General features: G+C 58.6%; 24 protein-coding genes. 11 read left to right on the top strand and 13 right to left on the bottom strand.

The features are described 5' to 3' along the window. Window positions 1-103: 103 nt before the first annotated feature. Window positions 104-1,177, top strand: coding sequence for an SDR family oxidoreductase (locus JL39_RS01930; RefSeq protein WP_037145566.1), 1,074 nt, complete (start codon window positions 104-106; stop codon window positions 1,175-1,177). Between the two features lie 64 nt (window positions 1,178-1,241). Further along, complete coding sequence (locus JL39_RS01925; protein WP_227705861.1) at window positions 1,242-2,528, top strand: DUF4910 domain-containing protein; 1,287 nt, start codon at window positions 1,242-1,244, stop codon at window positions 2,526-2,528. On the opposite strand, the gene rfbC is transcribed toward JL39_RS01925, so the two are convergent. Next, entirely contained in the window at window positions 2,515-3,066 is a 552-nt protein-coding gene (rfbC, locus tag JL39_RS01920; RefSeq protein ID WP_037146077.1) for a dTDP-4-dehydrorhamnose 3,5-epimerase, read from the bottom strand. The genes JL39_RS01925 and rfbC overlap by 14 nt on opposite strands. A gap of 322 nt (window positions 3,067-3,388) precedes the next feature. Between rfbC and JL39_RS01915 the strand changes: the two genes are divergently transcribed. The 7 genes from JL39_RS01915 to JL39_RS01885 all read left to right on the top strand — a co-directional run bounded on the left by JL39_RS01915 (window position 3,389) and on the right by JL39_RS01885 (window position 10,947). After that, window positions 3,389-4,651: a class I SAM-dependent methyltransferase gene (locus JL39_RS01915; protein ID WP_244446815.1), complete on the top strand. Its 1,263-nt coding sequence runs from the start codon at window positions 3,389-3,391 to the stop codon at window positions 4,649-4,651. Beyond that, window positions 4,648-5,460 (top strand): glucose-1-phosphate cytidylyltransferase, encoded by an 813-nt coding sequence (locus JL39_RS01910; RefSeq protein ID WP_037145562.1) that lies wholly within the window; start codon window positions 4,648-4,650, stop codon window positions 5,458-5,460. Before JL39_RS01915 ends, JL39_RS01910 begins: the two co-directional genes overlap by 4 nt. Next, entirely contained in the window at window positions 5,457-6,110 is a 654-nt protein-coding gene (locus JL39_RS01905) for a PIG-L deacetylase family protein (protein ID WP_037145561.1), read from the top strand. The genes JL39_RS01910 and JL39_RS01905 overlap by 4 nt, the downstream gene beginning before the upstream one ends. 108 nt (window positions 6,111-6,218) lie before the next feature. Next, the gene (locus JL39_RS01900; RefSeq protein ID WP_081952650.1) at window positions 6,219-6,989 is read left to right on the top strand and encodes a response regulator transcription factor; all 771 of its coding nucleotides are present in this window, start codon (window positions 6,219-6,221) and stop codon (window positions 6,987-6,989) included. A 48-nt stretch (window positions 6,990-7,037) separates the two neighbouring features. Beyond that, window positions 7,038-9,194: a polysaccharide biosynthesis tyrosine autokinase gene (locus JL39_RS01895; RefSeq protein ID WP_037145560.1), complete on the top strand. Its 2,157-nt coding sequence runs from the start codon at window positions 7,038-7,040 to the stop codon at window positions 9,192-9,194. 5 nt (window positions 9,195-9,199) lie between these two features. Further along, on the top strand, window positions 9,200-10,471 hold the full coding sequence (locus tag JL39_RS01890) for a polysaccharide biosynthesis/export family protein (RefSeq protein ID WP_244446814.1): 1,272 nt from the start codon (window positions 9,200-9,202) through the stop codon (window positions 10,469-10,471). Between the two features lie 194 nt (window positions 10,472-10,665). Beyond that, complete coding sequence (locus JL39_RS01885; RefSeq protein ID WP_037145559.1) at window positions 10,666-10,947, top strand: hypothetical protein; 282 nt, start codon at window positions 10,666-10,668, stop codon at window positions 10,945-10,947. Window positions 10,948-11,657: 710 nt separating this feature from the next. Here the strand turns inward: JL39_RS01885 and JL39_RS01880 are convergent. From JL39_RS01880 to JL39_RS01865, 4 genes are all read right to left on the bottom strand, one after another. Then, complete coding sequence (locus tag JL39_RS01880) at window positions 11,658-12,635, bottom strand: aliphatic sulfonate ABC transporter substrate-binding protein (protein WP_081952675.1); 978 nt, start codon at window positions 12,633-12,635, stop codon at window positions 11,658-11,660. Window positions 12,636-12,676: 41 nt separating this feature from the next. Beyond that, complete coding sequence (locus tag JL39_RS01875; protein WP_037145557.1) at window positions 12,677-13,447, bottom strand: ABC transporter ATP-binding protein; 771 nt, start codon at window positions 13,445-13,447, stop codon at window positions 12,677-12,679. Continuing rightward, complete coding sequence (locus JL39_RS01870; RefSeq protein WP_200883907.1) at window positions 13,444-14,184, bottom strand: ABC transporter permease; 741 nt, start codon at window positions 14,182-14,184, stop codon at window positions 13,444-13,446. The genes JL39_RS01875 and JL39_RS01870 overlap by 4 nt, the downstream gene beginning before the upstream one ends. Window positions 14,185-14,299: 115 nt before the next feature. Beyond that, window positions 14,300-15,736, bottom strand: a complete 1,437-nt coding sequence (locus JL39_RS01865; RefSeq protein ID WP_037145556.1) for a sulfatase-like hydrolase/transferase — start codon at window positions 15,734-15,736, stop codon at window positions 14,300-14,302. 164 nt (window positions 15,737-15,900) lie between these two features. Between JL39_RS01865 and JL39_RS01860 the strand changes: the two genes are divergently transcribed. Beyond that, the gene (locus JL39_RS01860) at window positions 15,901-16,941 is read left to right on the top strand and encodes a LacI family DNA-binding transcriptional regulator (RefSeq protein WP_244446813.1); all 1,041 of its coding nucleotides are present in this window, start codon (window positions 15,901-15,903) and stop codon (window positions 16,939-16,941) included. Between the two features lie 97 nt (window positions 16,942-17,038). Here JL39_RS01860 and JL39_RS01855 read toward each other — a convergent pair whose 3' ends face one another. Both JL39_RS01855 and JL39_RS01850 read right to left on the bottom strand, forming a co-directional pair. Then, window positions 17,039-18,535, bottom strand: coding sequence for a sulfatase-like hydrolase/transferase (locus JL39_RS01855; protein ID WP_037145552.1), 1,497 nt, complete (start codon window positions 18,533-18,535; stop codon window positions 17,039-17,041). A gap of 43 nt (window positions 18,536-18,578) precedes the next feature. After that, the gene (locus JL39_RS01850) at window positions 18,579-19,586 is read right to left on the bottom strand and encodes a LacI family DNA-binding transcriptional regulator (protein ID WP_244446812.1); all 1,008 of its coding nucleotides are present in this window, start codon (window positions 19,584-19,586) and stop codon (window positions 18,579-18,581) included. 147 nt (window positions 19,587-19,733) lie between these two features. Here JL39_RS01850 and JL39_RS01845 point away from each other — a divergent pair, with 147 nt between their 5' ends. Next, complete coding sequence (locus tag JL39_RS01845; protein ID WP_037145550.1) at window positions 19,734-20,405, top strand: SDR family oxidoreductase; 672 nt, start codon at window positions 19,734-19,736, stop codon at window positions 20,403-20,405. A 21-nt stretch (window positions 20,406-20,426) separates the two neighbouring features. On the opposite strand, the gene JL39_RS01840 is transcribed toward JL39_RS01845, so the two are convergent. The 6 genes from JL39_RS01840 to JL39_RS01815 form a co-directional block, all read right to left on the bottom strand. Further along, window positions 20,427-21,860 carry a sulfatase-like hydrolase/transferase gene (locus JL39_RS01840; RefSeq protein ID WP_037145549.1) on the bottom strand — a complete coding sequence of 478 codons (1,434 nt, stop codon included), beginning with the start codon at window positions 21,858-21,860 and terminating at the stop codon, window positions 20,427-20,429. A gap of 31 nt (window positions 21,861-21,891) precedes the next feature. Beyond that, window positions 21,892-22,812, bottom strand: a complete 921-nt coding sequence (locus tag JL39_RS01835) for a formylglycine-generating enzyme family protein (protein ID WP_244446811.1) — start codon at window positions 22,810-22,812, stop codon at window positions 21,892-21,894. A 76-nt stretch (window positions 22,813-22,888) separates the two neighbouring features. Further along, window positions 22,889-23,839, bottom strand: coding sequence for a DUF4432 family protein (locus tag JL39_RS01830; RefSeq protein WP_037145545.1), 951 nt, complete (start codon window positions 23,837-23,839; stop codon window positions 22,889-22,891). 31 nt (window positions 23,840-23,870) lie between these two features. Further along, a complete protein-coding gene (gene ugpC, locus JL39_RS01825; RefSeq protein WP_037145543.1) occupies window positions 23,871-24,980 on the bottom strand; it encodes a sn-glycerol-3-phosphate ABC transporter ATP-binding protein UgpC in 1,110 nt (369 codons plus the stop codon). Window positions 24,981-24,988: 8 nt separating this feature from the next. After that, on the bottom strand, window positions 24,989-25,819 hold the full coding sequence (locus JL39_RS01820; RefSeq protein ID WP_052182586.1) for a carbohydrate ABC transporter permease: 831 nt from the start codon (window positions 25,817-25,819) through the stop codon (window positions 24,989-24,991). After that, window positions 25,816-26,742 carry a sugar ABC transporter permease gene (locus JL39_RS01815; protein WP_037145541.1) on the bottom strand — a complete coding sequence of 309 codons (927 nt, stop codon included), beginning with the start codon at window positions 26,740-26,742 and terminating at the stop codon, window positions 25,816-25,818. Before JL39_RS01815 ends, JL39_RS01820 begins: the two co-directional genes overlap by 4 nt. Between the last annotated feature and the right edge of the window lie 2 nt (window positions 26,743-26,744).

Raw genomic sequence — 26,744 nt, 5'->3', positions numbered from 1 at the left:
TCATCAAATCGCATGCCTGCAGCGACCGGTTTCCTCAGTCCAACGCTGCCTGTCGAGGCGATACGCTTCTCCGCGTCAAGAGCTGCTGAGAAGGAAAACGGCAATGAGAGTTCTGGTTACCGGCCACAGAGGATATATCGGCTCGGTCATGGTGCCCATGCTGCTCAAGGCGGGCCATGAGGTTCACGGGTATGACAGCGAATTCTACCATCGCTGCACCTACTTTCCCGGAGGGCAGTTGCCCAGGGTCCCGGGCGTGTGCAAGGACGTTCGCGACATAACACAAGCCGACCTCGAGGGATTTGAGGCGGTCATCCATCTGGCCGCACTTTCCAATGACCCGCTGAGTAATCTCAATCCGGACATAACCTACGAAATCAACTACCGCGGCAGCGTCCGCACGGCGGTCGCTGCCAAGAAAGCCGGTGTGAAGCGCTTTCTGTTTGCTTCGTCCTGCAGCAACTATGGCGCAGCCGGCGAAGGCTTCGTCAATGAGACCGCGGAACTGAAACCCGTCTCGGCCTATGGCATCTCCAAGGTTCTCGCCGAACAGGAAATCGCAGGCCTTGCCGACGCCAACTTCTGCCCCGTGTACATGCGGCCGGCGACCGCCTACGGGCTTTCTCCCATGCTCCGTTTCGATATCGTGCTCAACAATCTGACGGCTTGGGCCGTGACCGAAAAGCTTATCCTGCTGAAGTCCGATGGCACGCCATGGCGTCCGATCGTTCATATCGAGGATATATCGCGCGCATTTCTGGCGGCGCTGGAGGCACCGGCTGACGACGTCCGCAATCAGGCGTTCAATGTGGGCCAGGACGCACACAATTATCAGATCAAGGAGATCGCCGAGATCGTCGCCATGACGGTTCCCGGATGCCGCCTGCAATATGCAAGTGACGCAAGTCCGGATACCCGTTCCTATCGCGTGGATTTCGGTAAGATTAAGCGAACGCTCCCGGCTTTCAAACCGACCTGGACCGCGGCCGCCGGCGCCGCGCAGCTTTACAAGGCCTATACGAGCGCCGGCCTCACGCTCGCCGAGTTTGAAGGCCCGCATTATCAGCGCATCGGCCAGATTCAAAAGCTTATCCGTGATCACGAGATCGATGAAAATCTGCGACGCCCGCGGCGGATGCCGGAACCCGCCACCCATATTGCGGCAGCCGGAATCTGAGGCCGACATGGATAGCGTTGGGAAAACGCTCGGCTCATCCGCGGCTTCCCGGAATGACAGAGAAATGGGACAGGCGATCTACATGCTCGCCTGTCGGCTCTTTCCGATATGCCGCAGCATCACGGGCAAGGGCGTCAGGGATACGATCCGCATCATGCGAGATTATATCGATGTCGAGTGCCGGGAGGTTCCGAGCGGCATACGCGTTTTCGATTGGACGATTCCCGACGAATGGACTGTCAGAGACGCGTATGTGAAGGATTCCAGCGGACGGAAAGTCATCGATTTCTCGGCGTCCAACCTCCATCTCATGAGCTACAGCATTCCGGTACGGCGCGTTATGCCGTTGGCGGAGCTAAAAACTCATATCTATACCTTGCCGGCACAGCCGGACCTCATTCCTTACAAGACCGCCTACTACACCGATGCCTGGGGCTTCTGCATGGCGCACCGGGAGTTCTTGAAACTCCGGGATGACGTCTACGACGTCGTCATCGATACCGAAAAGCGGCCGGGCCATCTCGTCTATGGCGAATATCTTCACGCGGGGGCGAGTAAAAAGGAAGTCCTCCTTTATGCACACATCTGCCATCCGTCGCTCGCAAACGACAATTGCTCCGGGTTGGCATTGCTTACATGCCTCGCCGCGTACATGAAGGCGGCCAGCACGCATTATAGCTATCGTTTCATATTCGCGCCGGGAACCATCGGTTCGCTCGCCTGGCTGGCCAATAACGAACATCGTCTTTCGGATATAGCTCACGGCCTCGTTCTGTCCTGCATTGGAGACGGCGCGGTTCCGAACTACAAGCGAAGCCGGCGAGGCAATACGATGATCGATCGCATTGCCGCCTGCACGCGTTGCGGAGATGAGAGTATCCCTCTCACCATCAAGGACTTCAGTCCCTACGGATATGACGAGCGACAGTTTTGTTCGCCGGGTTTCGATCTTCCCGTGGGCCTTCTGCAGAGAAGTGCATTCGGCACCTTTCCCGAATATCATACATCAGCTGACAATCTTGATTTCATTCGTCCGGAACATCTCGGAACCTCCTTCCGAATGGTAAAGGACATGATCGATGCATTGGAAGGGAACTGGACACCTCTGAACCTCTCTCCCAAGGGAGAGCCGCAATTGAGCAAGTACGGGCTTTTCTCCGTCATCGGAGGACACAAGACCAACAGCGACCGAACCCTGGCATATCTATGGGTGCTCAATCTCTCTGATGGACACAACTCGTTGCTGGACATTTCGGAAAGATCGAAGATGCCGTTTTCGGAGATCGCCGCTGCGGCCGCCGCGCTTCTGGAAGTCGGACTGATTGCGAACCTGGGCTTCACAGAACAGTAGAAATGTCGGACATGGCCCATCTGGGCCAGCTCAGATCCCGCTCCGAAATCACCGATGGCTTTGCCGGCCAGCTGATACCGATCGCAGGCTCGTCATAGCGTATGCCACAGGCACTATCTGCGGCATATGGTGCTGAGATCATGTAAGAAACGGCGACGTCACCGCTAAGCGACTGGAAACCGTGCGCAAATCCCTCGGGAATGTAGAACTGCAATCCGTTCTCGGCCGAGAGTACCGCGGCAACCCAATGCAGGTAGGTTAAAGAGCTGCGGCGCAAATCCACCGCCACATCCCAGATCGTTCCCCTTACACAGGAGACCAGTTTGGTCTCCTGATGCGGTGTTTTCTGGAAATGAAGTCCACGCAGCGTGTGTTTGAGTGTCGATATGGAAATGCTGTGCTGAACGAAGTCGGTCGCCAGGTTGTGGTCAGAGAATTCTTGCTTGCAGAACGTCCTTGCGAAAGAGCCGCGCTGGTCAACGAACCGCTCGGGCTCAATGAGCCAAAGACCTTCAATTTTCGTTCTGACAAACCGCATTGCTACCTCCGCAGCGGACGTGATCCCCATCCCTCAGACCAATGACTTTCCTTCACCCCGCTCATCCCGCAAAGTGATCTATAAGTTGTATTAGCCACCGCCCCCCAAATGTGATCACAAAACTGAAAAACTACAACCATTTGATAAGATCGCTAAAAGACAGATGTCTAATACATCTTTTGGATGATACCCTACATCGGAATACAATATCGCTTCCTCCGTCCTTCCGTAATAAAGTCTTTCCAATAATAAAAACGACATTCAATTAATATACGTAAACGGGGGTGACGATATGAATGGCGGGACTGAAGTTTCCTTCAGCATGGATACTGCGCAAAATGTGGGGCTGTGCCGGCTATGCGGCTCACCACTCCAACATACATTCGCCGATCTCGGCATGTCGCCGCCCTGCGAAAGTTTTGTGCCTGCAGGGGCTATCAATAACATGGAACCATATTATCCGCTGCACGCTTTCGTTTGCAGTGAATGTTTCCTCGTCCAGCTCCAGGAATATGTCGAACCGCGGGATATATTTGAAGAGTACGCTTATTTTTCTTCGTACTCGGATAGCTGGGTTGCGCACGCGAAGCAGTATTGCGAAGCGTCGATCGAGCGGTTTGCATTGGATCACAATAGCTTTGTTGTTGAGATTGCCAGTAACGACGGCTACCTGCTGCAGCACTTCCTGAAGAAAGATATTCCCATTCTCGGCATCGAACCAGCGATCAATGTTGCGAAGGTCGCGGTACAAAAGGGTGTTCCGACCATCACCGATTTCTTCTGCAAGACATTGGCAAAGCAGATGGTAGCAGAAGGACGGCAAGCCGATCTCATCATCGGCAACAATGTCCTTGCCCAGGTGCCCAACCTCAACGATTTCGTTGCCGGCATGAAGGTTCTGCTCAAGCCATCGGGCGTGATCACGCTCGAATTCCCGCATATCGCGAGGCTGATCGAGGAAAACCAGTTCGACACGATCTATCACGAGCACTTCTCCTACTTCTCGCTTCTGACCATCGAAAAAATGGCTGAGCGGCATGATTTGAAGGTGTTTGACGTGGAGGAACTGCCCACCCATGGGGGGTCCCTGCGAGTCTATCTCACCCATGCCTCCAGCCTAAGGCAGCGTGAGCCCCGGGTGGACGCATTGCGGCGCCGTGAGAGCGAAGCTAGGCTCGACCAGATTGAAACTTACACCGCATTCGACGACGCGATACAGCAGACAAAGCGAAACCTCCTGTCGTTCCTCATACGTCTCAAGGAGATGCGCAAATCCATCTGCGCCTATGGCGCGCCCGGAAAAGGCAACACCCTGCTCAACTACTGCGGCATCGGCACGGATTTCATCGATTTCGCGGTGGATCGGAACCCCTACAAACACGGCCGTTTCACCCCCGGCATGCATATCCCGATCAAGCCCGTCAGCGAGATCGAGCGTGCCAAACCGGATTACATTCTCATCCTGCCTTGGAATCTCAAGGGTGAAATCGTCAGTCAGATGAAGGACATCGGCAATTGGGGCGGCAAGTTCGTGATCCCGATACCGGACGTCTCCGTCATCGATCCGAAGGAGCTCGGACAATGAAGGTCGTCTTGTTCTGCGGCGGCAGAGGCACACGCATCCGCGAATATTCGGAAAGCGTCCCGAAGCCCCTCATCCCGCTCGGCTCCCAACCCATCATGCGCCATGTCATGGAATATTACTCCAGCTTTGGGCATGACGACTTCATCCTCTGCCTTGGCTACAAGGCGAGCACCATCAAGGACTTCTTTCTCAACAGCAGGCCGGAAAGCTATAGTGATTGCATCATATCGAGCTCCGGACGGGTCGAGATGCTCGAGGGTCCGCCCAGAGATTGGCGTGTGTCGCTGATCGACACGGGCATCTGGCGCAATATTGGCGAGCGTCTGTGGGCGGTGCGCCATCACCTCGACAACGAAAAGATATTCCTGGCGAACTATAGCGATGGCCTGACGGATGTCGATCTCGATGACATGATCGAGCGGTTTGAAAAAAGCGACAAGATTGCGTGTTTCCTCGCGGTGCGTCCTCCTCTCACCTACCACCTTGCCGATATCGAGGAGAACGGACGGGTCAAGGAGTTCAGATCGTCCGAGACGTCCGACATGTGGATCAACGGCGGCTATTTTCTGATGCGGAGAGAGATCTTCGACTACATGCGTGACGGTGAGGAACTCGTCCTGGAACCGTTCGCCCGTCTCATCGCCGAAGACAAACTGATGGCCTACAAGCATGAGGGCTTCTGGCGATCCATGGATACGCTTCGCGACTGGCAAACTTTGGAAGCCATGGTGGAGCGTGGTGATATGCCTTGGATAAGGCGCAATGCCACGACAAGAATGGCTCCCCAGGCGGCGGTACAGATCCCATGAAAAGGATATGTCTGGCCGCACCCGGCGATCGGTTGTCCGTGCTTTGTGTCGGAGCACACTCCGACGATATTGAGATCGGCGCCGGCGGCACGATCCTAAGTCTGCTTTCGGAGGGCGTGCAACTCGACGTGCACTGGTGCGTGTTGAGCGGTGGGAAGGAACGCGCGGCCGAAGCGCGGAACTCTGCCGAAGCGTTTCTGAGGAAAGCGGCGTCCTATTCCATCGAACTCGGATCGTTTCGGGACAGCTTCTTCCCGAGCCAAAGCAACGAGATCAAGTCCTGGCTCCTGGCTCTGCGTGAGAAGATCGATCCGGATGTGATCTTCACGCACAGCCGTGAGGATGCCCATCAGGATCATCGGGAGATCAATGAGTTAACGACCAACGTGTTTCGAGATCATCTCGTAATGGAATACGAGATTCCGAAGTGGGATGGGGATTTCTGCAGTCGCAACACCTACGTGCCGCTGACTGAGGATGCCTTGAACATGAAGGTCGCGCTTCTCCTGGAGCACTTCGGCACACAAAGGTCCAAAGACTGGTTCGATGCGGATACGTTCAAAGGCCTGGCCCGCCTGAGAGGCATGGAATGTCGTGCGCCGGCCCGTTTTGCAGAGGCATTTACCGTCAGGAAGTTTGTCCTGGTCTGAGTTCAATGAAAAGGCTGATCGGAGGGGGGGCCTTCGATCGGTCAAGAAAGAAGAGAGCACATGTTCGTCTGAAATATCTGATGTCACAACAAGGGGGAGTACGTAGCGATGATAGAGAACGATGGGATTTATAATTCTGCTCGGCTCGACAAATACGATGAGCTGCGAGGAAAACTACGACAAGACGACATCGAGAGCCCGCAGGTCGACCTTCGGTGCCGGACGGAAAGTGGATACATAACACTCATAGACCGGCGAACGCTGGAGCGCGAATGCCTAGCACATGGCCTCAACTGCCATCATATCAACCGACGGGTCTTCACATTTTCCGATCTTCAGGAATGGCAGGAAGCGAGAGCGGATCTCGGCATACCCTCGGCGGTACTTTTCAACGCCGGCAATTGCGCGGCCAGCAACCAGCAGCTGGTCGCAGAGATCGCCGAACTCGTGGAGGCGGTGGCCCCGGCCGCGGTCGTGGTCCTGTCGGACAATCAGGATATCAACACGGTTCTGGACATAATCGGGCTCGGTGTTCGCGGCTATATACCGACCTCCGTCAGCATAGATGTGTGCATTCAGGCGATAAGCCTCGCGATCGCCGGCGGCAAGTTCATCCCGGCAAGCAGTATCGTCAATATAAGGGATCTTCTCGGCGTTTCGTCGCCCAGAACTATGCCGGCCATGAAATTCACAAATCGGCAATCCGCCATTGCACAGGCGCTGCGCTGCGGCAAGGCGAACAAGGATATCGCCTCGGAGCTCAACCTTTGTGAAAGCACGATCAAAGTGCATATCCGCAATATCATGAAGAAGCTTGGCGCAACCAATCGAACTGAGGTGGCCTGCAAGATCGGCGATATGGTGGTGTGTGAACACTAGCCGCATGTTTTGAGGCATATCGGAATACGGTTTACAGCAGGTATCGCAATGATCCAGTCGTCGTCGCCTCCTAATGAGCAGGATGGCATCCCTCGTTTCCTCTCGATCATCTGGGAACGCCGGAAGGTCATTTTCCTCTGCATGCTCGCCAGCTTCGCCATCGCCGCATTCGGCTATTTTCACAGCCCTACGCGATACAAGTCCGAGGCAATTCTTGCACTCGACGTCCGCAAGCTCCAGGCTTTGCCAACTGAATCCGTCGTTTCGCCTCTGCCGCAGGAAAGCCCGGTCCTGCGCACGGAGCTTGACATCATAGGATCCAGATTGATGGCCGAACGGGTTCTCATGAGCCTCCAGAAGGCCACTCCGGTCAACGGCCCGCAAGGCAAATACGCCAGCTTATATAACGAACCGGACTCTCTTCCCAACGATGCCGAAACTCGGAAGATGATCGACGATCTGATGAAGAACGTGCGCGTCATCAACGACGGACGATCTTACACCATCTACATTTCCTACTATGCAAGCGACCCGGCTTATGCGGCAATGGTCGCCAATGCCTTTGGCGAAGCTTACATCGACTACCAGATCGACCTTCAGACTACCGCGACACGTCGGGTCAGCGAATGGCTGGGAGAACGCCTTGGCAGCCTGCGCACCAAGCTTGAAGAATCGGAGAGGGTGGCAACGGAGTTCCGCGAGAAATCGGGGCTGATTGACGCCGGCGGCGTCACACTGCAGGCACAGCGACTTTCAGGGCTGAATGTCGAACTGACATCCTTGCAGGCAAGGCTTGCCGGGGCGAAAGCCCGTCTTGCAACTGCTTTGGAAGTGCAAAAGAGCGGTGACGGAATCGGTTTGACCGAGGTTCTTTCATCACCCACGATTCAGGTCCTGCGTACCGAGCAGGCCCGCGTGGTCAGGGCCATTGCGGAAATTGACCAAAGCGGTGCACGCATGAACGCCCAGCTGCCGCAGCTTTCCTCCCAGCTCGCCTCGTTGAAGAAGCAGGTCGAGCAGGAGATTGCCCAGATCATCGGCAGCCTGCGCAACGAGATCGAGGTGAATGAAAAACAACAGGATGAAGTTGAGGCCAAGATCAACGAAGTGCAAGAGGCCATATCCGCAGCCAACATGGCTTTCGTCCAATCCGCTCAACTCGACCGGGAAGCCACTGCAAACCGCACGATCTACGAAACCTATCTTACGCGCTACAAGCAAACCATCGAACAGGATGGCATTGCTACTGCCGAAGCGAGAATCATCTCGCGTGCCATGCCGAGCCGCAGGCCAACCAGCCCGGACGCGACGGTTTGGGGCCTGGCGGGGCTTCTACTGGGAGCGAGCACCGGCCTGGCTGCCGCCTTCGTCCTGAACTTCACGGATCGGTCGATAGGATCCATTTCCTCCCTTCAGCAGAGGACAGGCCTCGCCGTAATCGGCCGCATACCGCGCGTTCCTTCCAACATGCTCAGGAATAGCTTCGACAAGTTCAGTAGCGGCGCTGCCGATTTCTACAGCGCCGTAGCGGAGCTTCAGGCGTATATACAGCTGTCCGACGACAGAACCCGTGTCATTGCGTTTACATCGTCCACTGATCACGAAGGCAAGTCGTTCGTCATCGCGAACCTGGCCCGATCACTGGCCCTGAGCGGTGTCAGGCTGGTCGTAATCGATGCGGATTTGCGCAATCCGGGGCTTAGCCGCGAGTTCGGAATTCAGCCCTTGCCCAACTTCGGACGCGCAATTGCCCGTGAGATTCCCTTCGATGATGTCGTCCAACACGATAGCTCCTCTTCCGTGGACGTCATTGTCGCGCACGCGGACGCCGCGCCACCGGATTTCATGCTTGGCAACAAGGGATTTGCCGCTCTCGTCTCGGACATGAGGCAACGCTATGAATTCGTGCTGATCGATGCGCCGTCGGCGTCGCACGATCTTGATCTGCTGCGCATTGCAACCCTCGCGGACACTGTCGCCTTCGTGGCCAGAAAAGACGCTGCCGACAGCGCAATCATCCAGAATGCAGTCATCAAGCTTCGCGTGGCGGGCAGGCATATCATCGGAATCATTCTCAACGGTGTCCATCGAGAAAAACAGCGGCGCCGGTCACGTTGGATCATGAGCTTCAAGGCCAAAAACCAGGCCGTGCAAAAGCCGGCATACAATCCCCGTCCCCCAATCGCTGTCTCGAATACGAGGTGAAGAACATGCGATTCACGCGTCCCGCCCGACACTCATATCCGCAACGGCGATCCTGGCTCAAGAATACCCTCCTGCTCCTGATCCTGCTCTTGTCGCCAATGCAAGTATCGGCCTCGGAGATCTCGGCCTACAAGGTCGCCATCGGCGATGTGTTGATGATATCCGTCTATGGGGATAACGGCCTGACTGGCCTTTTCCCGGTCAGCGTGGAAGGCACCATCGGCTATCCGATCCTTGGCAACATCGAGGTCGTCGACAAGACCGTTGACCAGATCGGCACCCAGATCGGCCAGGATCTCGCAAAGCATTTGGCCAATCTGTCGGTTGCCGTCGCCGTGAAGGAATATGCGCCTATCTTCATTGTCGGCGATGTTCAGAAACCCGGAAAGTACGAATACCGCCCCGGCATGACCGTGCTGGAACTGTTTGCACTCGGCGGTGGATTGCGCGAGCCGACGGCGCGAACGGACATGTCCGGCGTCCAACTCATTTCTGCGCAACAGGAATACGAGGATATGTCGCTGCAGTTGCTGTCCCAGGACGTCAAGCGCGTTCGACTGGAGGCAGAGCTGAACAATGCTGAATTCGAGTACAAGACCAACGAAATCGGATTGACCAGGGATCCTGCCGTCGTTCAGAAGATCGTCGATGCGGAGCGAAGCCTTTACAAGCTCCGGCTGTCGGTCATGCAGGACGAAAAGACCAACCTGGAAGGGCAGCGGCAGAACTTTATCCAGGAAATCGATACTCTCGAAAAGAGCGCCTCCCTGCGCAATGAGCAATTCGATCTCTTGGGGCTCGATGTCAATGCCTCGGAAGAGCTCGTAACACGGGGAGCCGCCTCCCAATCCGCTCTCAGGGAACGCAAACGGGAGTTGCTGGCAATGAACCAGCAGTTGCTTGAATCAAGTTCCTTCCTCGCTCGCGCGCAACAGAACAAGAACGAAGTCGAACGACGAATCCTGGAACTTGAAAGCAAACGCCATAATGATGCGGCCACTGAATTGAGGGACATCGAGCTCGACATGATCCGGCTGCAGAAAAAAATCGCTTTCAGTTTGCAGACAATCGCCGAGATCGGCGCGACGGCAAGGCGCGTGAGCAGTCTCGAAGACATGATTGAGACGAAATTCTCAGTCGTACGTCCAGTCAGCGGCGAATATAGGGAAATGGCGGCGGGAGAGCATACGCGCATACAGGCCGGCGATGTCGTTCGCGTAAGCCTTGCCCCATCCGGCTCTCTCTCCGCCTCAAAGAGTATCGCAAAGATGAACTGAAAGAGCTCCGCGTCCTTTGCGCATCCTCCGGATGCGTGCGCTGTGTCTGCGTCGCGGGCGCTCACGGCCAGGCTCTCAGGCCTGATCGAGAGCGCTCTTCGCATTTTCCTGCCCTCTCAGACACCAGCCCGATCCGGCTTATGAGGGATGCCTAGCTCACGTCCTTCGGTCAAAAACGCCTGACGGAGTTTAGGATGGAACCGACAATTAACGCCCTTGGATATCGCATGGTTGGACGGGATGCGCTCATCATCATGAGCGACGGCAAAAGTTGCCAACCCGTCCAGATCTCACGCGATGCCTTGACAGGCATCCAGTCCCCTCCCCGGTGTGATGCTACCCAGCTTGCGCAATATCTCGATGTCTTCGCCGAAATCGCAACCCGAAAGATCGAAACCGAAAAGGCTGCATTCGACGGACGCATCTGGATCACTGGTGACGACGTGCGGGCCTGGCGTTCCCTTAACAGGAAATGAACGAAGGGCCGACGGCGCCCAAGCTCCCCGCCATACGGCCGTTGGCGTCCACTGCCGCCTTGCACTTATGGGCGCGACCTCACCGAACGGCTTCGAGACAATCCGTCAGGGATAACGAAATGTTCAACGCCTATACTTCTAATAGACGAATTGAATGAGAATGCTATTCGGCGCCTTCTTTGATTGCCCGCGCCCCCATTCCTTGCGGGTACCCGGTACTACGGCCGTACCACGGGTGGGCTCGCTCTAACCCCCGGAGCGAGCCCGTCATCCGCCGTAACATTCGGCAATGCGGTGTAACGATGGGTGTAGATGAATTCTCACGCCTCCGCGGTCCGAAATTGAGCGCGATATCTCCGCCAAACAAAATTCTTCATGAGATACGATTACGGATCTGGAACCGCGGACCATTCATGACGGCTCATGAAGTCATAAACGGTCCGCGGCGTCCCCTCGTATGAGCCGAATGTCGTAGAACTGCCGGAGAAGCAAGGCTCAACCGCCTGGGGCCATCGATCGGAGGATTTTCAACTGACGCGGCTACAGCGTCAATTTACGGAAAATACTCCCTGCGAGAGAAAGCTGTGGATTTTTCGCTGTAAGGCACCAGTTGCTGGGCTTAAGCGCAAAACGTAGCATACCGACAGATTTCACGACGCTGGACGGTATCCGCTCCCCGTCGAAGAGACTCGGCGAGGAGCGATAAAGGCTCAAGCGCCGGTAAACAGGTCAGCCGTGTAGAATTGCTCTGGCGGCAGCGGATCTTTCACCGTGCCGAATTCCTGGAACATCTTGTTGAAGTCCGACAGCCACTTGTTGACGGTGCCGTCCTTGGTGAAGTCGTCCAGTTCCTTGGCTGTCAGCATCTTGCGGCTGCGAGCAACCTTCTCGGTGGCATCAGCCGGGGCGTTGAGGAAGGCCGTGGTGATCTGGATGGACCTCTCGAGGTTGGCGGCGCGATAGTCCATCGCCTTCTTCATGACGCGCAGGAATGTCTTCACGAGGTCCGGGTTCTCTTGGACGATCTCGTTGCGGGCAACGAATGTGTTGATGAACGAGGTCTGCGGGTAGAAATCCTGGTTCGATGCCAGCTCCTTCATGTCCGGCACGCGTGGCTTGATCGTGTCGATCAGCGGATACCAGATGCCGGCGCCGTCGATCTGCTTCGATGTGAAGGCGGAGACAACCGTCGCCGGGTCCATCGGCACCACCTGGATGTCGCCGATCGTCATGCCGGCCTTGGTCAGCGCCATGCGCAGGATCATGTCGCCGGACGTCCCCTGGGGCACGCCCACCTTCTTGCCTTTGAGATCGGTGATCGAGTTGATGCCGGACTGCACAATGACACGGTCGGAGAAGCCAATGTCGTTGACGCCGATCACCTTGGCGCGGCCGCTCGCCGGCAGCCACAGGGCTCCCGGACCGATCGTGCCGAAGTTCAGGCTGCCAGCGCCCATCGCCTGGATCTGGATCGGACCGTTGGTGAAAACCTTCACCGATGGCGTGATGCCTTCGGCTTCCCACAGCTGCTGGTCCTCGGCGATTGCCAGCACGCTGGCATTCGGGAAGTCGGCAATATAGCCGATGGTCATGTCGGCGGATTGGGCACGCGCCCCTCCGCCGATCGAAAACGCACTCGCGGCAGTGATCGCCGCTGTCGTCTTGATCAGATTTCGTCTCGTCAGCATGTTCATCTCCTCCTTGTGACAGCCGATGATATGGCAGTGTTTCAGGCCGCGGCCGGGTGATAGACCGACCGCCAGACCTCGTTGCGCAATGTCGAAAATTCCGGCGAAAGGCGCATCTCCTCGGTGCGCGGATAGGGCAGATCGACCGGGATGATCCTGTGCAGCCTGCCCGGACGGGCGGCCATGACGACGACGCGGCTCGCCAGATAGACCGCCTCATCGACATCGTGGGTGATGAACATCACCGTGCGCCGCTCCTTGCTCCAGGTTGCCAGCAGCTGATCCTGAAGCTGAACGCGGGTCAAAGCATCCAGTGCTCCGAAAGGCTCATCCATGAGCAAAATCTTCGGGTTGACGGCATAGGCACGCGCGATCGCGCAGCGCTGTTTCATGCCACCCGACAGCGTCTTCGGTAGCGAGCCCGCAAAGTCGCTCAAGCCGACGAGCTCGATGAAGTGATCGGCGATCCTGCGGCGATCCGCCTTTGGGTGCCCGGCAATCTGCAGACCGAACTCGACATTCTCGCGAACCGTCAGCCAGGGGAAGAGCGCATATTGCTGGAAGATTACGCCACGTTCAGGCCCCGGCCCTTTTACCGGCACATTGTCGACGAGCACCTGGCCCGAGGACGGCGCCGTCAAGCCGGCGGCGATGTTCATGGCGGTCGACTTGCCGCAACCGGACGGGCCTACCACCGTGATGAATTCGCCGTCTTCGATATCGAGATTGAGGCTCTGCAACGCGTTGAAGGACGTCTGACCGGCAATGTTGAACGTCTTCGTGACGTTCTGGAACGAGATCTTGATGCTCATAGCTTTTCCTGCCAGGCGGTCATCACGTTATCGAGCGCCATGACGATCCGGTCCATGATGAGGCCGAGGACGCCGATCGCGATGAGGCTGACGAAGATTGTCGGAAGGTCGTAATAGAGCTGCGCCTGCTGCATGCGGAAACCGAGGCCGGACTGCGCGGCGATGAGTTCGGCCGCCACCACGGTCGCCCAGGACGAACCGAGGCCGATGCGCACTCCGACCATGATATAGGGCAGCGATGCCGGCACGATGACCCGACGGAAAATCGTGAAGTCGTTGGCGCCGAGAACACGGGCGGCGTTGATCAGCGTCTTGTCCAAGTTGACGACCCCCTGATAGGTCGCGACGACGCTCGAGAGAAACGACGCCAGGAAGATGACGAAGATCTTCGGCGTCTCGTCGATGCCCATGGTGACGATCGCCAGCGGGATGATGGCGAGTGGCGGGATCGTGCGGAAGAACTGCACATAGGGCTCGATAATGCCGCGGGCGGTGCGGTACCAGCCCATCAGGAAACCGGTGGGGATCGCCACGGCGATGCCGAGCGCAAAGCCGGTGAAGACGCGGCCGAGGCTCGCCAATGCATCGGACCATAGAAGCCCGTTCTGCGCTTGAATGACTGCCTGCCTGGCAACCGCGAGCGGTGTCGGCAGGCCGACGACGCCCTGCGCGGTCACGATCGCCCAAAGAAGGATGCCGACGATAACAGCGGCGATATTGATCGCCAGCATGCCCATCGGACGCGACAGCAGGGACGGCTGCTGTGCGGGTTCCGGCTTTTCCTCGGTCGTTGGAATTGACAAGGTCATGACTCCCTCACGAAAGCTTGTCCGGTTTGCGAATATCGATGGCTCATCGGGCACCGACCATCACATCGCGCGTCTTGAAATTCGACTCGATCAGCCAATCGCGCATCACGTCCAGAAGCTCCCCCTTCTTTTCGACATAGGCCGGATCGCTCCAAAGGTTCTTCACCTCCTTCGGGTCGCTTTCGAGATCGAAAAGCTGCCCGTCGGACGAGCCTTTGAAATGGACGAGCTTCCATCGGTCGCTTCTGACGCCGGTCATGAATTCCACGCCGCCGGCCATCGCCACATCACCGATCTGCTCGCAGAAGACATGGGCGCGCGGCGTCCAGTCCTTGCCTTCCAGCGCCGGCTTGAGGCTCTGCGCTTCGAAGGATTTCGGCGGCGTGATGCCTGCATATTCAAGGATCGTCGGACCGAGGTCGAAGAGCTGGCAGAGCCCGTCGATCGAGCGGCCGCCCTCGAACCGGTCTGCCGTCGACCAGATGACCGTGGGCACGCGCGTGACGATGTCGTACATCGACCATTTCTGGATCAGGCCGTGTTCGCCGAGGCATTCGCCATGGTCGGACGTGAAGATGACGATCGCATCCTCCAGGTAACCGCGGGCCTTGAGCGCCTCGAGCAGTTCGCCGACCTTCTCGTCGATCAGCGTGACATTGCCGAGGTAGTGCGCCCAAAGCCGCTGCATCTGGTCAGGCGTCGGATCGAGGTTCCAGACGACGGAATCATGATCGACCTCGACGTCATGCCTACGCTTGTCCTTCAGCTCCTGATGAAGCGAATCCAGCTCTTCCTTCGCCGGTTTCGGCAGCGGCAGGTCGTTGCGCTTCAGATAGGGCTCCGAATAACGGGCCGGCGGATCGAACGGCGGATGCGGTCCCGGGAAGCCGACCTGCAGGAACAGCGGTTCGGTCGGCGGATAGGTATCCACCCACCACTTCGCCATGTTTCCGACGAATGCGTCGGCATGCAGCTCTTCGGGCAATTCCCAGTCGAAGCAGCCGAGCCGGTCGCGGTAGTCGTCGAGCTTGCGGTAGAGTTCGCGTTGCTGCTTGACGAGGCCATTGGCGGCAAGCGCCTTGTCCCACTCATCGAAATACCAGCGGCCTTCCATGTAGCGGTCCTTGTTTTCCACCACATAACGTTCATGGAAACCGGAATCCGAATTGTAAGGGATGGTGTGCATCTTGCCGACGTTGACGCAGCGATAACCCGCATCCCGAAGCTGCTCGACCCAGGTCCGCTGCCATTTCTGACCGTTCGCCAGTACGCCCGTCGTATGCGGATAGTAGCCGGTGAAGAGGCTCGCACGAGACGGAACGCAGCTCGGCGCCGTGATATGGCAATTGGTCAGCGCCACGCCTTTCTCGACGAGAGCATCGATATTGGGCGTCACCGCATAGGGGAATCCGAGCGCCGCGATCGAATCGTAGCGCTGCTGATCCGTCATGATCAGAATGATGTTTGGCCTTTCAGCCATATGTCCTGCTCCTCCACGCCGCCGGTTTTCGGCTGGCGCCAATCATTTCGGGCTAAAGAAACTGGTTTTGTCCCTCTTCCGCTTGCCTCACCATCAAAACGATGGCACAAAGTTAACGGTAACGCAACGATCACTCATACGTTTTTTTGGGCTCCGGAATGAATATGGGCATTGCTGACAAAGAGACGCGCAACGTCCCGACCCTGGCCTCGATTGCGGAGCGGGTGGGCGTTTCGGTGAACACGGTCTCGCGGGCGCTGCGTGCTCCGAATACGGTGCGGGTCGAGCTTCGCCGCCGCATCAACGCGGCGATGGAAGAGCTGAACTACGTGCCGAACCGGCTTGCCGGGGGGCTCTCGGGGACACGCTCGGATATCGTCGGCGTTGTCGTCACCTCGCTCTATTATTCGGAATTCGCCAGTATCGTCGACACGCTGCAGTCGGCCCTGCTGGAGCAGGATCTCCAGGTGATGCTGGCAAATACCAGATACAATCCCGACCAGGAGGTACGCCTGGTCCGCTCGATACTCAGTTGGAGGCCGGCGGCGGTCGCCATCATCGGCGTCGACCATCCCCCGAAGGTGGTGGAACTCCTGAACGCCTCGGGCATCCCGATCATCGAAATGTGGGACGTCGGAGGCGAGGTAATCGATACGGCGGTCGGCATGGATCACGCGAGCATCGGCGCGGCACAGGCCACCCATCTGATCGCTGAAGGCTATGCGCGCCTGGCGTTTGTCGGCAGCCTTCGCGAAAACGACAGACGCGCCCAGAAGCGGTTACACGGCGCTGAAACCGCGGTTGTCGCGGCGGGGCTTCCGGAAATCGTGAGGTTTACCGCCCAGCAAAACGGCAGCCCGGATCTCGGAGAGCGTCTGACACACGAACTGCTGGAGCAGCGTCCCGAGGTCGACGCCATTGTCTGCAACAGCGATGTCGTCGCATTTGGCGCCCTGCGGGCGCTCAAGAGGCGCGGCAGGCGGATACCGGGTGAAATCGGCGTCATCGGGTTCGGAGACAACGAGGCATCAAGCTGCGTCAGCCCGTCTCTCACGACGATCCGTCCCGATCGTGAGCGCATCGGCAAGCTGACCGCGGAAGCGATCCTTGCACGGATCAACGATGGAGCACCGAAGACGACAGTTGTCGATTGGGAGCTTATCATCCGTGAAAGCACCCGGCGGCGGGGCTCTCAAAATCAGTGAGAGTTCGCCTGTCATAGTGGCCGCAAAAACCCTGCCTGTGCGCCGCCTGCCCTCGTGAAGGTGTGGCGTGGGTGTCGCACCTTCCCGCCTCTGAAAGTTACCCCCCGCCCTGACGGGCATTGCTTTCCGGTGTGCGCCCGGAATTGGCGCCAAGCTTGACGCTTGCCAACGTCCACCCTTGCGTCTTGAGCGAGCTTCTGATCCGCCATTTCAGGATTTCGGTGATGAGTTCCTGCCTGGTCGCCTGATACGCCGGATCATCCCAGAGATTGTCGATTTCCTTCGGATCGTTGTCCATGTCGAACAGCTGTCCCTCGTCGCTGTCGACGAAGTGGACGAGCTTGTAACGCTGGCTGCGGATCATCGTCATGAATTCCGTGCCGTTGAAGATCCGGTCTCCCGCATGTTCGGAGAATACGAATTTCCGCGGCTCGCATTCCTCGCCATCAAGGTAAGGCAGGAGCGACTGTGCCTCCATCCAGTCCGGAACCGGCAGGCCGGCGAGCTCCAAAATGGTCGGCGCGAAATCGAAGAGTGACACCAGATCATCGACCACCCTGCCCTCCGCCACGCGGCCGGGCGCCCAGACGATCGCCGGCACGCGGACGCTCTGCTCATACATCGACCATTTCTGGCTGTGGCCGTGGTCGTTGAGACTGTCGCCGTGGTCGGAGGTGAAGATGATGATCGTGTCATCGAGTACGCCGCGCCGCTCGACCGCCTCGATGAGTTTGGCCATCTGCGCGTCGATCATCGAGACATTCGCGAAATAGTGCTGCCGCTGGCGCCGCAACTGCTCCTTGGTCGGGTTCGCGAGATGCACGACCGCGTCATGGTCTACGGCGAGATGCTGCTCCCGCAATTTTTTCAAGGCTGTCGGCTGAGAGGCTAGATCCTCGTCGCTGAGGATTGCTTCCGGCAGGTCGGCATCGGCGTAGAGATCGAGATATTCCTGGGTCGGATCGTAAGGCGGATGCGGCCCCGGAATGCCGACCTGCAGGAAGAACGGTTCGTTGCCCGTATAGGAATCCAGCCACATCTGGGCGAATTCCGGCACGAAATTATCCGAATGCAGCTCGTCGGGCAGTTCCCAGACGAAGGCGCCGAGGGAGGAGCGATAATCCTCCCGCCGGCGATAGGTTACGCGGCTCGGCTTTTCGAAACCTCGGGTCCAGATCGCCTTGTCCCAATGATCGAGAAGGAACGGCAGGCGCGCCGTGGCGCGATCCTTGTTCTCCACCACGTGTCGTTCGTGGAAACCGAAGGAGTCCTCGAAGGGCGAAGTGTGCATCTTGCCGATATTGACGCAACGATAGCCGGATTCGGCCAGTTGCTGGACCCAGCTGAAGGCCCAGGGCTCGTCATTGCGAAAAACCCCGTTGGTGTGCGGATAGACACCGGTGAAAAGGCTCGCCCGCGACGGCGCGCAGGACGGCGACGTTACATAGGTCTGCCGGAAATAGGTGCCTTCCCCGACCATCCGGTCGAGGGTCGGCGTCTTCATGTAGGGGAACCCGCCGGCGGCAATCGTATCGAAACGCTGCTGATCCGTGATCACGAAGATGATGTTCGGACGCTCCTGGGACTTTGGCACCTGTTCCTCCGGGAATTGAGCTTGCAAGATCGCGGATCTCCGGTCAGCCGGATGCCCGCACGATATGTTCGAAGCCGAGATCGATGGATACCGGCGCGCCCTCGCCCCGGAATCTTTCGAGCAACAGCTCTCCCGCCCGCCGGCCGATCTCGCGATCCGGGGGGCGGACGGAACTCAGCGACGGCGAGGTCGTCGTCGCGAAATCGAAGTCGCCATAACCGCAGAGTCTGACATCGTCCGGAACGCGGATGCCGAGACGGACGGCCTCGAACAGCGCGCCGAGACAGAGCATGTCGTTTGAAAAGAAGATCGCCTGCGGCGCGTCTGCCCGGCTCATCAGCTCGCCAAACGCCGTGGCACCGACCTTCGACGAGGCCCGCTCGGGCACGGTGAATTCTTCCAGATGAAGCCCGTCCTCCCGCGCGATATCGCGAAAACCTGCGCCACGATCAGCTGCCCGACGGTCGCCGGGCAGCGCCACGAGCACAAGCCCGAGGCGACGGACACCGAGGTTTGCAAAATGCCGGGCGACCCGCCGCCCGGCGTCCCGGTGCGAGAAGCCGATATTGCTGTCTATCGCGCCGTCCAGATATTCGCCTACTTCCACGACCGGCAGACCGTCCTCGAGCAGCACTTTCAACGTGCCGCGCGAATGATGCCGCCCGACCAGGACGATACCGGCCGGAGACCAGGAAAGCAGCGACTTGACGAGCTCTTCCTCGCGTTCGATGGAATAGTCATTGGATGCCAGCATAACTTGATAACCACGGCGGTTCAGGACGCTGCTCATCTCTTCCAGCATGAGCGCGAAGACGGAATTATTGAGCGTCGGCACGACAACGGCCACCATCTTGCTGCGCGTTGCAGCCAGGCTGCCCGCCATGACGTTCGGCACATAGGAAAGCGCCCGCGCCGCCTCTGCGATCCGCGCACGAATCTTTTCCGACACGGCATCAGGCTCATTGTAGAAGCGGGAAACCGTCGTGACGGATACGCCCGCCATGCGGGCGACATCAGCCATTTTCGGACGACCGGACTGCAGCTGTTTCACCTGGCCTTTCACCGGCTCGCCCTTTTTGGAAGCGTTTTCATTTCTTGTCTTCGTAATGCCAGTTTTGCAACTGGTCAACGCAATTTTGCCTTGACGCATGTAATGAAAACGCTACCAATTTTTCAGATTCAATATTGCGAGCGACTCATGGCGACCATACTGATTACCGGCTGCGACCGCGGCCTTGGCGAAGAATTTGCGCTACAATATGCGGCAAAAGGCGACCATGTCATCGCGACCTGCCTCTCCCCCGCTGATTTCTCGGCAAGGCATCGCCTGGGCCCGAATGTCGATGTCGTCGGGCTTGATGTAACCGATGAAGGCGCCGTGCTGCAGCTTGCCGCCGATCTTCAGGACCGGGAGATCGATATCCTCATCAACAACGCCGGAATTCCCGGCCCGCACCTTTCGCTGGCGGACACCGACCTCCACCTTTGGCGCCGGATGCTGGAAGTCAATCTCATCGCCCCTTTCGTCGTCTCGAAGGCGTTCATCGAAAACGTGGCGCGAAGCGAGCAAAAGGTGATCGCCTTCATCTCCAGCCGCATGGGCTCGATCAGCCTCAACAATACCGGCATTTCCTACGCTTACCGGTCCAGCAAGGCCGGCCTCAACATGGTGATGAAAAGCTTCGCGATCGATCTGGCGCCGCGGCAGATCTGCGTGCTTGGCATCCATCCCGGCAACGTACCGTTCGCCGCCGATGCGGGGCTTGCCGCATCGGCAAGCGTCAACCGCATGCGGGAAATCATTGCCGAGGCCGGGCCGCATCAGACCGGTACATTCTACAATTACAATGGTCAGATTCTGCCTTGGTGAGGGCTTCTGCCGCACATATGTCTAGCGGTCGACCTCGATCTGTAACTGTGCAAGCAATCGATCGCGGACTTCCACGGCACTTTCCCAAAGATTCTCGGTTTCGAGCGGATCTTTTTCGAGGTCGAACAGCAAGCCGGTCTCGAACGTCTCCGGCGTCAAACCGCCGAATTGCAGGTTCTCTTGGAATATTTCGGTCGTGAAGCCGACAAGCAGCTTGTAGCGCCCATCGGTGATTGCCCGCCAGCCGCCGAGGCCGGAGGTCAACAGCCGACCTTCGGGCGGTCCCTCGCCTTTCAGAATGCGGGTCAGGTCACAACCCTCATAGTCGCCCGGGACGGCAAGTTCCGCATGGGAAAGGAATGTGACGGGGAGATCGAGAAGGTTTGCAAGCAGACCCGGCACATGTCCCTGCGGCTTTACGCCGGGTCCCGCGAGCACCAGAGGCACCCGCACCGAGGCCTCGTACGGCACCTGTTTCTTCCAAAGATTTCGGTCGCCAAGCATCTCGCCGTGGTCGCTGGCGAAGACGATCAGCGTTTCATCGAGCCGCCCGAGCTCCCGTAACGTCTCGATATAGATGCCGAGCCAGCGGTCGACATTTTCGAGCATCGCGGCATAACGCCGACGGATGTCCTGCTGCAGCGCGGCATCGGCATTGTCTCTCAAATGCGGGAGCGGAAACTCGACGTCCCTCCAGCGGGTGGCCATGTCCGCAGTCACGTCCATCGGCTCGTGCGGGCCGGGGAAATTGACGATCAGGAACCAGGGTTTTGCCGGATCGAAGTCACGGATGATGCGGTCCGCCGCCGCCCCGACGAAATTGTCGTTATAGGCATCGTCCGGCAGGTCGACCGGCGCCACGTTGGCATAAGCATCGGGCGGCCTCTGGATGCGGCCTTCGATCCAGTCCGCCATCGGCGGTTTTTCCTTCCCGACCGAACGATGCGCATAATCGGCCATGAAGCGGTCTATCAGGCCGCGGTGTTTCAGCATTTCGGTATAGGGTTCGGGACAAGCTTCGGCATAGGCTTTTTCGGCCGCCTTCTTGCCGGCGCTGTCGAAGCCGTGACTGAAGCCAAGTTGGGCAAGCTGATCGACGCCATTCACCACGTGCCGGCCGTCGATGCCCCAGCTATGAGCGCCCTTGAGCAAATCGGATTTGCCTGCATTGGCGACCTGATATCCGCCGTGACGCAGGCGGGCATAAAACGTGGGGGTGTCGGGCGGGTTGTCCATCAGATTGTTGGCGACGGGTGCCCGGCCGTAGCCCTTGCCGGTTGCAAAGCAGGAGCGTGCCGGCGCACAGAGGGGACTGGGCGTCCAAGCTCGGCCGAAGGAAACGCCTCTTGCGATCAGCGCATTGATGTTCGGCGTGCGCAACGGCAAGTTACTGATCGCGCCCAGCCAGTCGCCGCGCCACTGGTCGGGAAAAAGCATCAGGATATTCGGACGCATGGCAGCTTTTTCCTCCCGGCCAACTAGCATGTCAGATCGCGTCGCCCTCGCACGGCTGCGCATCGTAGGCGATGCGGAAGCCGGTATTGCTCGACGCGCTGTCCGGCGAAAGCCCCATACGGGCGGCGATCCGGTAGCGGTAGCAATAACTCTTGTGGCAGAGGAAAGAGCCGCCCTTCAGCACCTTGTCGGCGCTCTTCTTCGACTGTTCGTTGCGCAGCTTCGCCTGACGCGATAGCGAGCGAACCCGGAACGGATCGCTCGTCCACTCCCAGACATTGCCGGACAGATTGTAGAAACCGTCCCCTGTCGGCGTGAAACTGCGCGAGGGTGCCGTGCCGAAATAACCGTCCGCCAGAGTATTCACCTGCGGAAACCGTCCCTGCCAGATGTTGCAGAACACTTCGTCGTCCGTCGGCTCCTCGTTACCCCAGGGATATTTCCGCCGGCGATTGCCGCCACGCGCCGCATGCTCCCATTCCGCCTCCGTCGGCAAGCGACCGCCGACCCAGGCGGCAAAGGCGAGCGCATCGTTCCAAGACACCTGCGTCACCGGATGATCCATGCGGTCTTCGATCGAACTGCCCGGTCCTTCCGGCATGTTCCAGACCGCGCCATCCACACGTACCCACCAGGGCGTGCGGGCGACATTTTCGGCGATGAGCTTCTGATCCTCGAGCAGGCCGACAAACACCGCGGCGCAGCCGAACTTTTCCGCCTCGGTGACATAACCGGTGGCTGCCACAAATTCGGCGAAGCGAGAGACGGTGACGGTTTCGGCTTCGAGGAAAAAATCGGTGACTGTGACCCTGCGTTCCGGGCCTTCGCCATCGACGGTCAGGATCGGCTCACAGGTTCCAACAAAGCTTTCGCCGCCCTTCACCGCGACAACCACGCCGGCCCTGCCGCGCGTCGTGATCCTCGCAGCAGCGCCCAATACTTCATTTCCCATATTCCGGCTCACCGCCGAACAGCATCCGCTCATTGTTTCTTCCAAGCTCCCCATATCGGTGAGCCCCTGCCGGACATTATCTGCCGCTGTCGAAAAGCATCTCGAGATGGAACATATGCGTGCCGCCGCGCTCCGTCGGCCCCAGAGCGCCTGCCTCGCGCAATTCCTTTCGCGGTAGGCGATCATGCGTCGCCGGCTCGATGCAGAACACATTTACACCATCGTGCGAGTTGCGAAGCGTCTGCAGGAAAGGCAGTTTCCGCCCGTCATATTTCAGGCGGAAGCGCGAACCGCCGCCGGCACCAGCCGCTAGCTCGACCTCCGATACCGACGCGCCGGAGGGGCGGGTCTTGATCTTATTCTCGCCCAGGCAATCCACTGAGATATCTTCGCCGTTGAGATGCAGCACGCTTGCCGGGGTCATCGCCGGAAAACCAAGGTTGATGTGATACATCGCCATGATCGGCAGATTGCCGGACAGCACGGTGACGCGGTCGGAAACCACCAGCGAGCGGCCTCCGAGCGGCACATAGACATGCCGCTGCAGCCGGATCGTGCCGTGGTTCAGGTTGAACTGGGTCACCTCGGCCTTGACCCGGAAGAGGCATTCGTCACCATCCCAGACCGTATCCGTGGTGGTGATCTTCGACGGCAGGTTCATCATGTTGCCGTGTAAAGGGAAACTGCGCCCCTGATCGGTGTCCGGCTGGCGGATATGGTCAAAGCCGCAGGTCATCATCAGACCGGAAAGAGCGTTGTTCTCGCCGATCAGGGACGGGAGGGGCGTCCCCATCGGGCTGATCCAGCCGAACGGGATATTGTCGCACCAGACCTGGCCGATATCGCAGCACCGGTCCGGCAGGAGATCGATCCGCAATCCGCCACCGCTGTCGATCTGGAGGAGCCGCATGCCGCGGCCCGCCCCGTCCTCGACCGTCATCCTCTTGAAGCCCGCCACTTGCATGAGATCGGGAAAAACTCGTCCGAGTTCGCGCTTCGTGAACGTCTGGCCGAACAATATCACCATTTCAGCACCTCGCACCTGACCAATTGATTTGTCATTCGGCCAGAAGGCTGTCGCCGCTTGCGGTATCGAAAACGTGCCAGCGATCTGCGACCGGGCGGATGTTCAGGACATCGTTCGCCGCCGGCGCCGCCGCCATTCCTTCCGGCACGCGCACGCCGATCGGCCCGAGCGCCGACTGGCCGAAGATGAATATCTCGTGGCCCAACCATTCCGTGACATTGACCTTGACCTCGAGCGCGCCCTTCGTGCCGGTCGCAACGATCTCGAAATGCTCCGGTCGGATACCGACCTTGACCTGCCTGCGGGAGGCCATCCCGTCAGCAAGCTTCGCCTGCCGCTCCGGCGACACCGGCAGCGACATTCCACTGGCGCCACCGAGCCAGAGTCCACCGTCGATCATCTCGACCTGGCTCGCCACGAGATTCATCTCCGGCGTGCCGATAAAGGTCGCCACGAAGGTATTTTTCGGCCTCAGATAGAGATCCTGCGGCGAGCCGATCTGCTGCAGCTTGCCGTCCTTCAGGAGCGCGATGCGGTCCGCCATCGTCATCGCTTCCACCTGGTCGTGGGTGACGAAGATCGAGGTTGCGTTGAGCCTTTCGTGCAGGCGGCGGATCTCGATGCGGGTCTGGGCGCGCAGCTTTGCATCGAGGTTGGAAAGCGGTTCGTCGAACAGGAAGAGTTTCGGATTGCGCACGACGCAGCGCCCCATTGCGACGCGCTGACGCTGGCCGCCGGAGAGCTGTCCCGGCTTGCGGTTTTCAAGGCCGCCGAGATCGAGCATGACGACAGCTTCCTTGACCCGCCGGTCGATTTCGGCCGGATCCTCGCCACGCATCCGGAGCGCAAAGGACATGTTGTCCCTGACCGTCATATGTGGATAGAGCGCATAGGACTGGAAAACCATCGCAAGGTCGCGGGCCGACGGGTCGAGATGGGTAATGTCCTCGCCATCAACCATGATCTTGCCGGACGTCGTTTCCTCCAGCCCCGCAATCATCTTGAGCAGTGTCGATTTTCCGCTGCCGGAAGGCCCGACCAGAACCAGAAACTCGCCGGAATTGATCTCAAAATCAATGCCGGGAATGACCTCGACCGCGCCGTAGGATTTACCGACTTTCTGAAGCTGCAAGTGTGCCATTGGTTTTCCTATTTAACGGCGCCGGCGAGAAGACCGCGCACGACGAAACGCTGCCCGAACATGATGAAGGCGAGCGCCGGGATCATGGAGAGCATGGAGGCGGCGGCCATCTGCCCATAGAGGATCTGGTGTTCCTGAGCGAAGGTAGCGATCGCCACGGGTGCGGTCATCGTATCCTTGTTGGAGAGATTGAGGGCAATCGCGAAATCGCTCCAGGCCGAAATGAAGGCGAGCGCACCGGCCGCTGCCATGCCGCCGAGCGACAGGGGGAAGATCAGGTGACGGAAGACCTGCGCATAGGTGCAGCCGTCAAGCCGCGCCGCCTGAACGAGTTCCTTCGGGATGTTCATGACGAAGCCGATCATCAAAAATAGCGCCATCGGTAGCCCCTGCACCACCTGCGCCAGAATAAGCGCCGTATAGGTACCGTGCAGGCCGACCTGCGTGAACATCACGTACCAGGACCCGACGAATGTCAGCGTCGGTAGCATGTGGAAGACCAGCGCCCAGCCGAGCAGGATGAATGTCACCCAGCGCGGCGGCTGGAGGCGCGCCACGGTGAAGGCCGCAACTGTTGCGATGGCCAGTACCAGCAGTGTCGAGATCACTGCCACAACGGCACTATTCCAGAGATTCCAGAGGAAGTGCGATTGCCGTGAATTGATGATGAGCTGGTAATTGACGAGCGTGAATGGCGCAACCGTTGTGCCCATCAGGATGTCGATCTGCCGTTTGAACGAATTGGACAGGATCCACAGCATCGGGCCCAGAATGATCAGGGCATAACCCCAAGCCATCACGTTTCCGCCGATGCCGCTGAGGCTTCTCTTGGCATTCATGCTGCGGCATCCTTCTGTTTGCGGCGGCGGCGGACCACGGTATTTGCAACGATGATCAGTGCGGCGACGCCGAAGATCGTCAGGAGAGACATTGCCGATCCCATTCCGACCCGATCCTGCGCGAAGAAAACGCGGTTGATCGAGAAATTGATGACTTCGGTCGCCGTACCGGGACCACCGCCCGTCAGCAGGAAGACCTCGTCGAAGACCTTGAAGGACAGGATCATGCGGAATGCCAGCGTGATCAGGATGGTCGGCATCATCAGCGGGATGGTCACGTAGCGCAATTCCTGCCAGCGGTTCTTGACGTCCAGCTTGGCAGCCTCGAACACTTCCTGGTCGAGTGATTCCAGGCCGGCGAGCGTCAGGAGGAACACGAACGGCGTCCAGTGCCAGACGTCAACAACGACAACGGACATCAGCGCGAACCGCGGATCGCCGAGCCAATCCACCTGCGGCAGGCTCATGAAGCTCAGCAAGGAATTGACGATACCGAAATCACGGCCAAGCAGAAGGCGCCACATGGCCCCGATGACGATCGGAGGAATGACGATGGGCAAGAGGAAGACCGCGGTCAGCACGCTCCTGCCGATCTTTGAGGCGCGACGCACCGCAAGCGCCATGGTGAACCCAAAAATCATCTGCAACGTGACGGCGCAAATCGCAAAGATGATCGTGTTCCTGACACCGGCCCAGTAGACCTCCTCGCCGGTGAAAAGCTCGTGAAAATTTCGCAACCCGACGAAATCGACGACGGCCGAGCCGGACACCCACTTGACGTCGGAAAGGCTCAGATAAGCCAAATTGAAGACCGGCCAGATCGACAGAAGAGCGAGGACGATGATGGCGGGTGCAAGGGAGCCGGCCCTCCACCAGAAATTAGCGCGTTCGATTTTCGTCGCGTCTATGGGACGTATCGCCATTG

The organism is Rhizobium sp. YS-1r (assembly GCF_000757525.1).
In the GTDB taxonomy this organism is placed as follows: Bacteria; Pseudomonadota; Alphaproteobacteria; order Rhizobiales; family Rhizobiaceae; genus Neorhizobium; species Neorhizobium petrolearium.
This window is presented reverse-complemented; position numbering and strand designations above follow the sequence as displayed.

What these genes read in the sequence shown, in the direction of transcription:
- JL39_RS01845 (WP_037145550.1), top strand. Translation starts at nt 19,734, where the DNA reads ATGGCGACCATACTGATTACCGGCTGCGACCGCGGCCTTGGCGAAGAA.
- JL39_RS01835 (WP_244446811.1), bottom strand. Translation starts at nt 22,812, where the DNA reads ATGGGAAATGAAGTATTGGGCGCTGCTGCGAGGATCACGACGCGCGGC.
- JL39_RS01865 (WP_037145556.1), bottom strand. Translation starts at nt 15,736, where the DNA reads ATGGCTGAAAGGCCAAACATCATTCTGATCATGACGGATCAGCAGCGC.
- JL39_RS01930 (WP_037145566.1), top strand. Translation starts at nt 104, where the DNA reads ATGAGAGTTCTGGTTACCGGCCACAGAGGATATATCGGCTCGGTCATG.
- JL39_RS01870 (WP_200883907.1), bottom strand. Translation starts at nt 14,184, where the DNA reads ATGGGCATGCTGGCGATCAATATCGCCGCTGTTATCGTCGGCATCCTT.
- ugpC (WP_037145543.1), bottom strand. Translation starts at nt 24,980, where the DNA reads ATGGCACACTTGCAGCTTCAGAAAGTCGGTAAATCCTACGGCGCGGTC.
- JL39_RS01885 (WP_037145559.1), top strand. Translation starts at nt 10,666, where the DNA reads ATGGAACCGACAATTAACGCCCTTGGATATCGCATGGTTGGACGGGAT.
- JL39_RS01905 (WP_037145561.1), top strand. Translation starts at nt 5,457, where the DNA reads ATGAAAAGGATATGTCTGGCCGCACCCGGCGATCGGTTGTCCGTGCTT.
- JL39_RS01925 (WP_227705861.1), top strand. Translation starts at nt 1,242, where the DNA reads ATGGGACAGGCGATCTACATGCTCGCCTGTCGGCTCTTTCCGATATGC.
- JL39_RS01880 (WP_081952675.1), bottom strand. Translation starts at nt 12,635, where the DNA reads ATGCTGACGAGACGAAATCTGATCAAGACGACAGCGGCGATCACTGCC.
- rfbC (WP_037146077.1), bottom strand. Translation starts at nt 3,066, where the DNA reads ATGCGGTTTGTCAGAACGAAAATTGAAGGTCTTTGGCTCATTGAGCCC.
- JL39_RS01820 (WP_052182586.1), bottom strand. Translation starts at nt 25,819, where the DNA reads ATGAATGCCAAGAGAAGCCTCAGCGGCATCGGCGGAAACGTGATGGCT.
- JL39_RS01915 (WP_244446815.1), top strand. Translation starts at nt 3,389, where the DNA reads ATGGATACTGCGCAAAATGTGGGGCTGTGCCGGCTATGCGGCTCACCA.
- JL39_RS01830 (WP_037145545.1), bottom strand. Translation starts at nt 23,839, where the DNA reads ATGGTGATATTGTTCGGCCAGACGTTCACGAAGCGCGAACTCGGACGA.
- JL39_RS01875 (WP_037145557.1), bottom strand. Translation starts at nt 13,447, where the DNA reads ATGAGCATCAAGATCTCGTTCCAGAACGTCACGAAGACGTTCAACATT.
- JL39_RS01895 (WP_037145560.1), top strand. Translation starts at nt 7,038, where the DNA reads ATGATCCAGTCGTCGTCGCCTCCTAATGAGCAGGATGGCATCCCTCGT.
- JL39_RS01900 (WP_081952650.1), top strand. Translation starts at nt 6,219, where the DNA reads ATGATAGAGAACGATGGGATTTATAATTCTGCTCGGCTCGACAAATAC.
- JL39_RS01860 (WP_244446813.1), top strand. Translation starts at nt 15,901, where the DNA reads ATGGGCATTGCTGACAAAGAGACGCGCAACGTCCCGACCCTGGCCTCG.
- JL39_RS01910 (WP_037145562.1), top strand. Translation starts at nt 4,648, where the DNA reads ATGAAGGTCGTCTTGTTCTGCGGCGGCAGAGGCACACGCATCCGCGAA.
- JL39_RS01815 (WP_037145541.1), bottom strand. Translation starts at nt 26,742, where the DNA reads ATGGCGATACGTCCCATAGACGCGACGAAAATCGAACGCGCTAATTTC.
- JL39_RS01840 (WP_037145549.1), bottom strand. Translation starts at nt 21,860, where the DNA reads ATGCGTCCGAATATCCTGATGCTTTTTCCCGACCAGTGGCGCGGCGAC.
- JL39_RS01890 (WP_244446814.1), top strand. Translation starts at nt 9,200, where the DNA reads ATGCGATTCACGCGTCCCGCCCGACACTCATATCCGCAACGGCGATCC.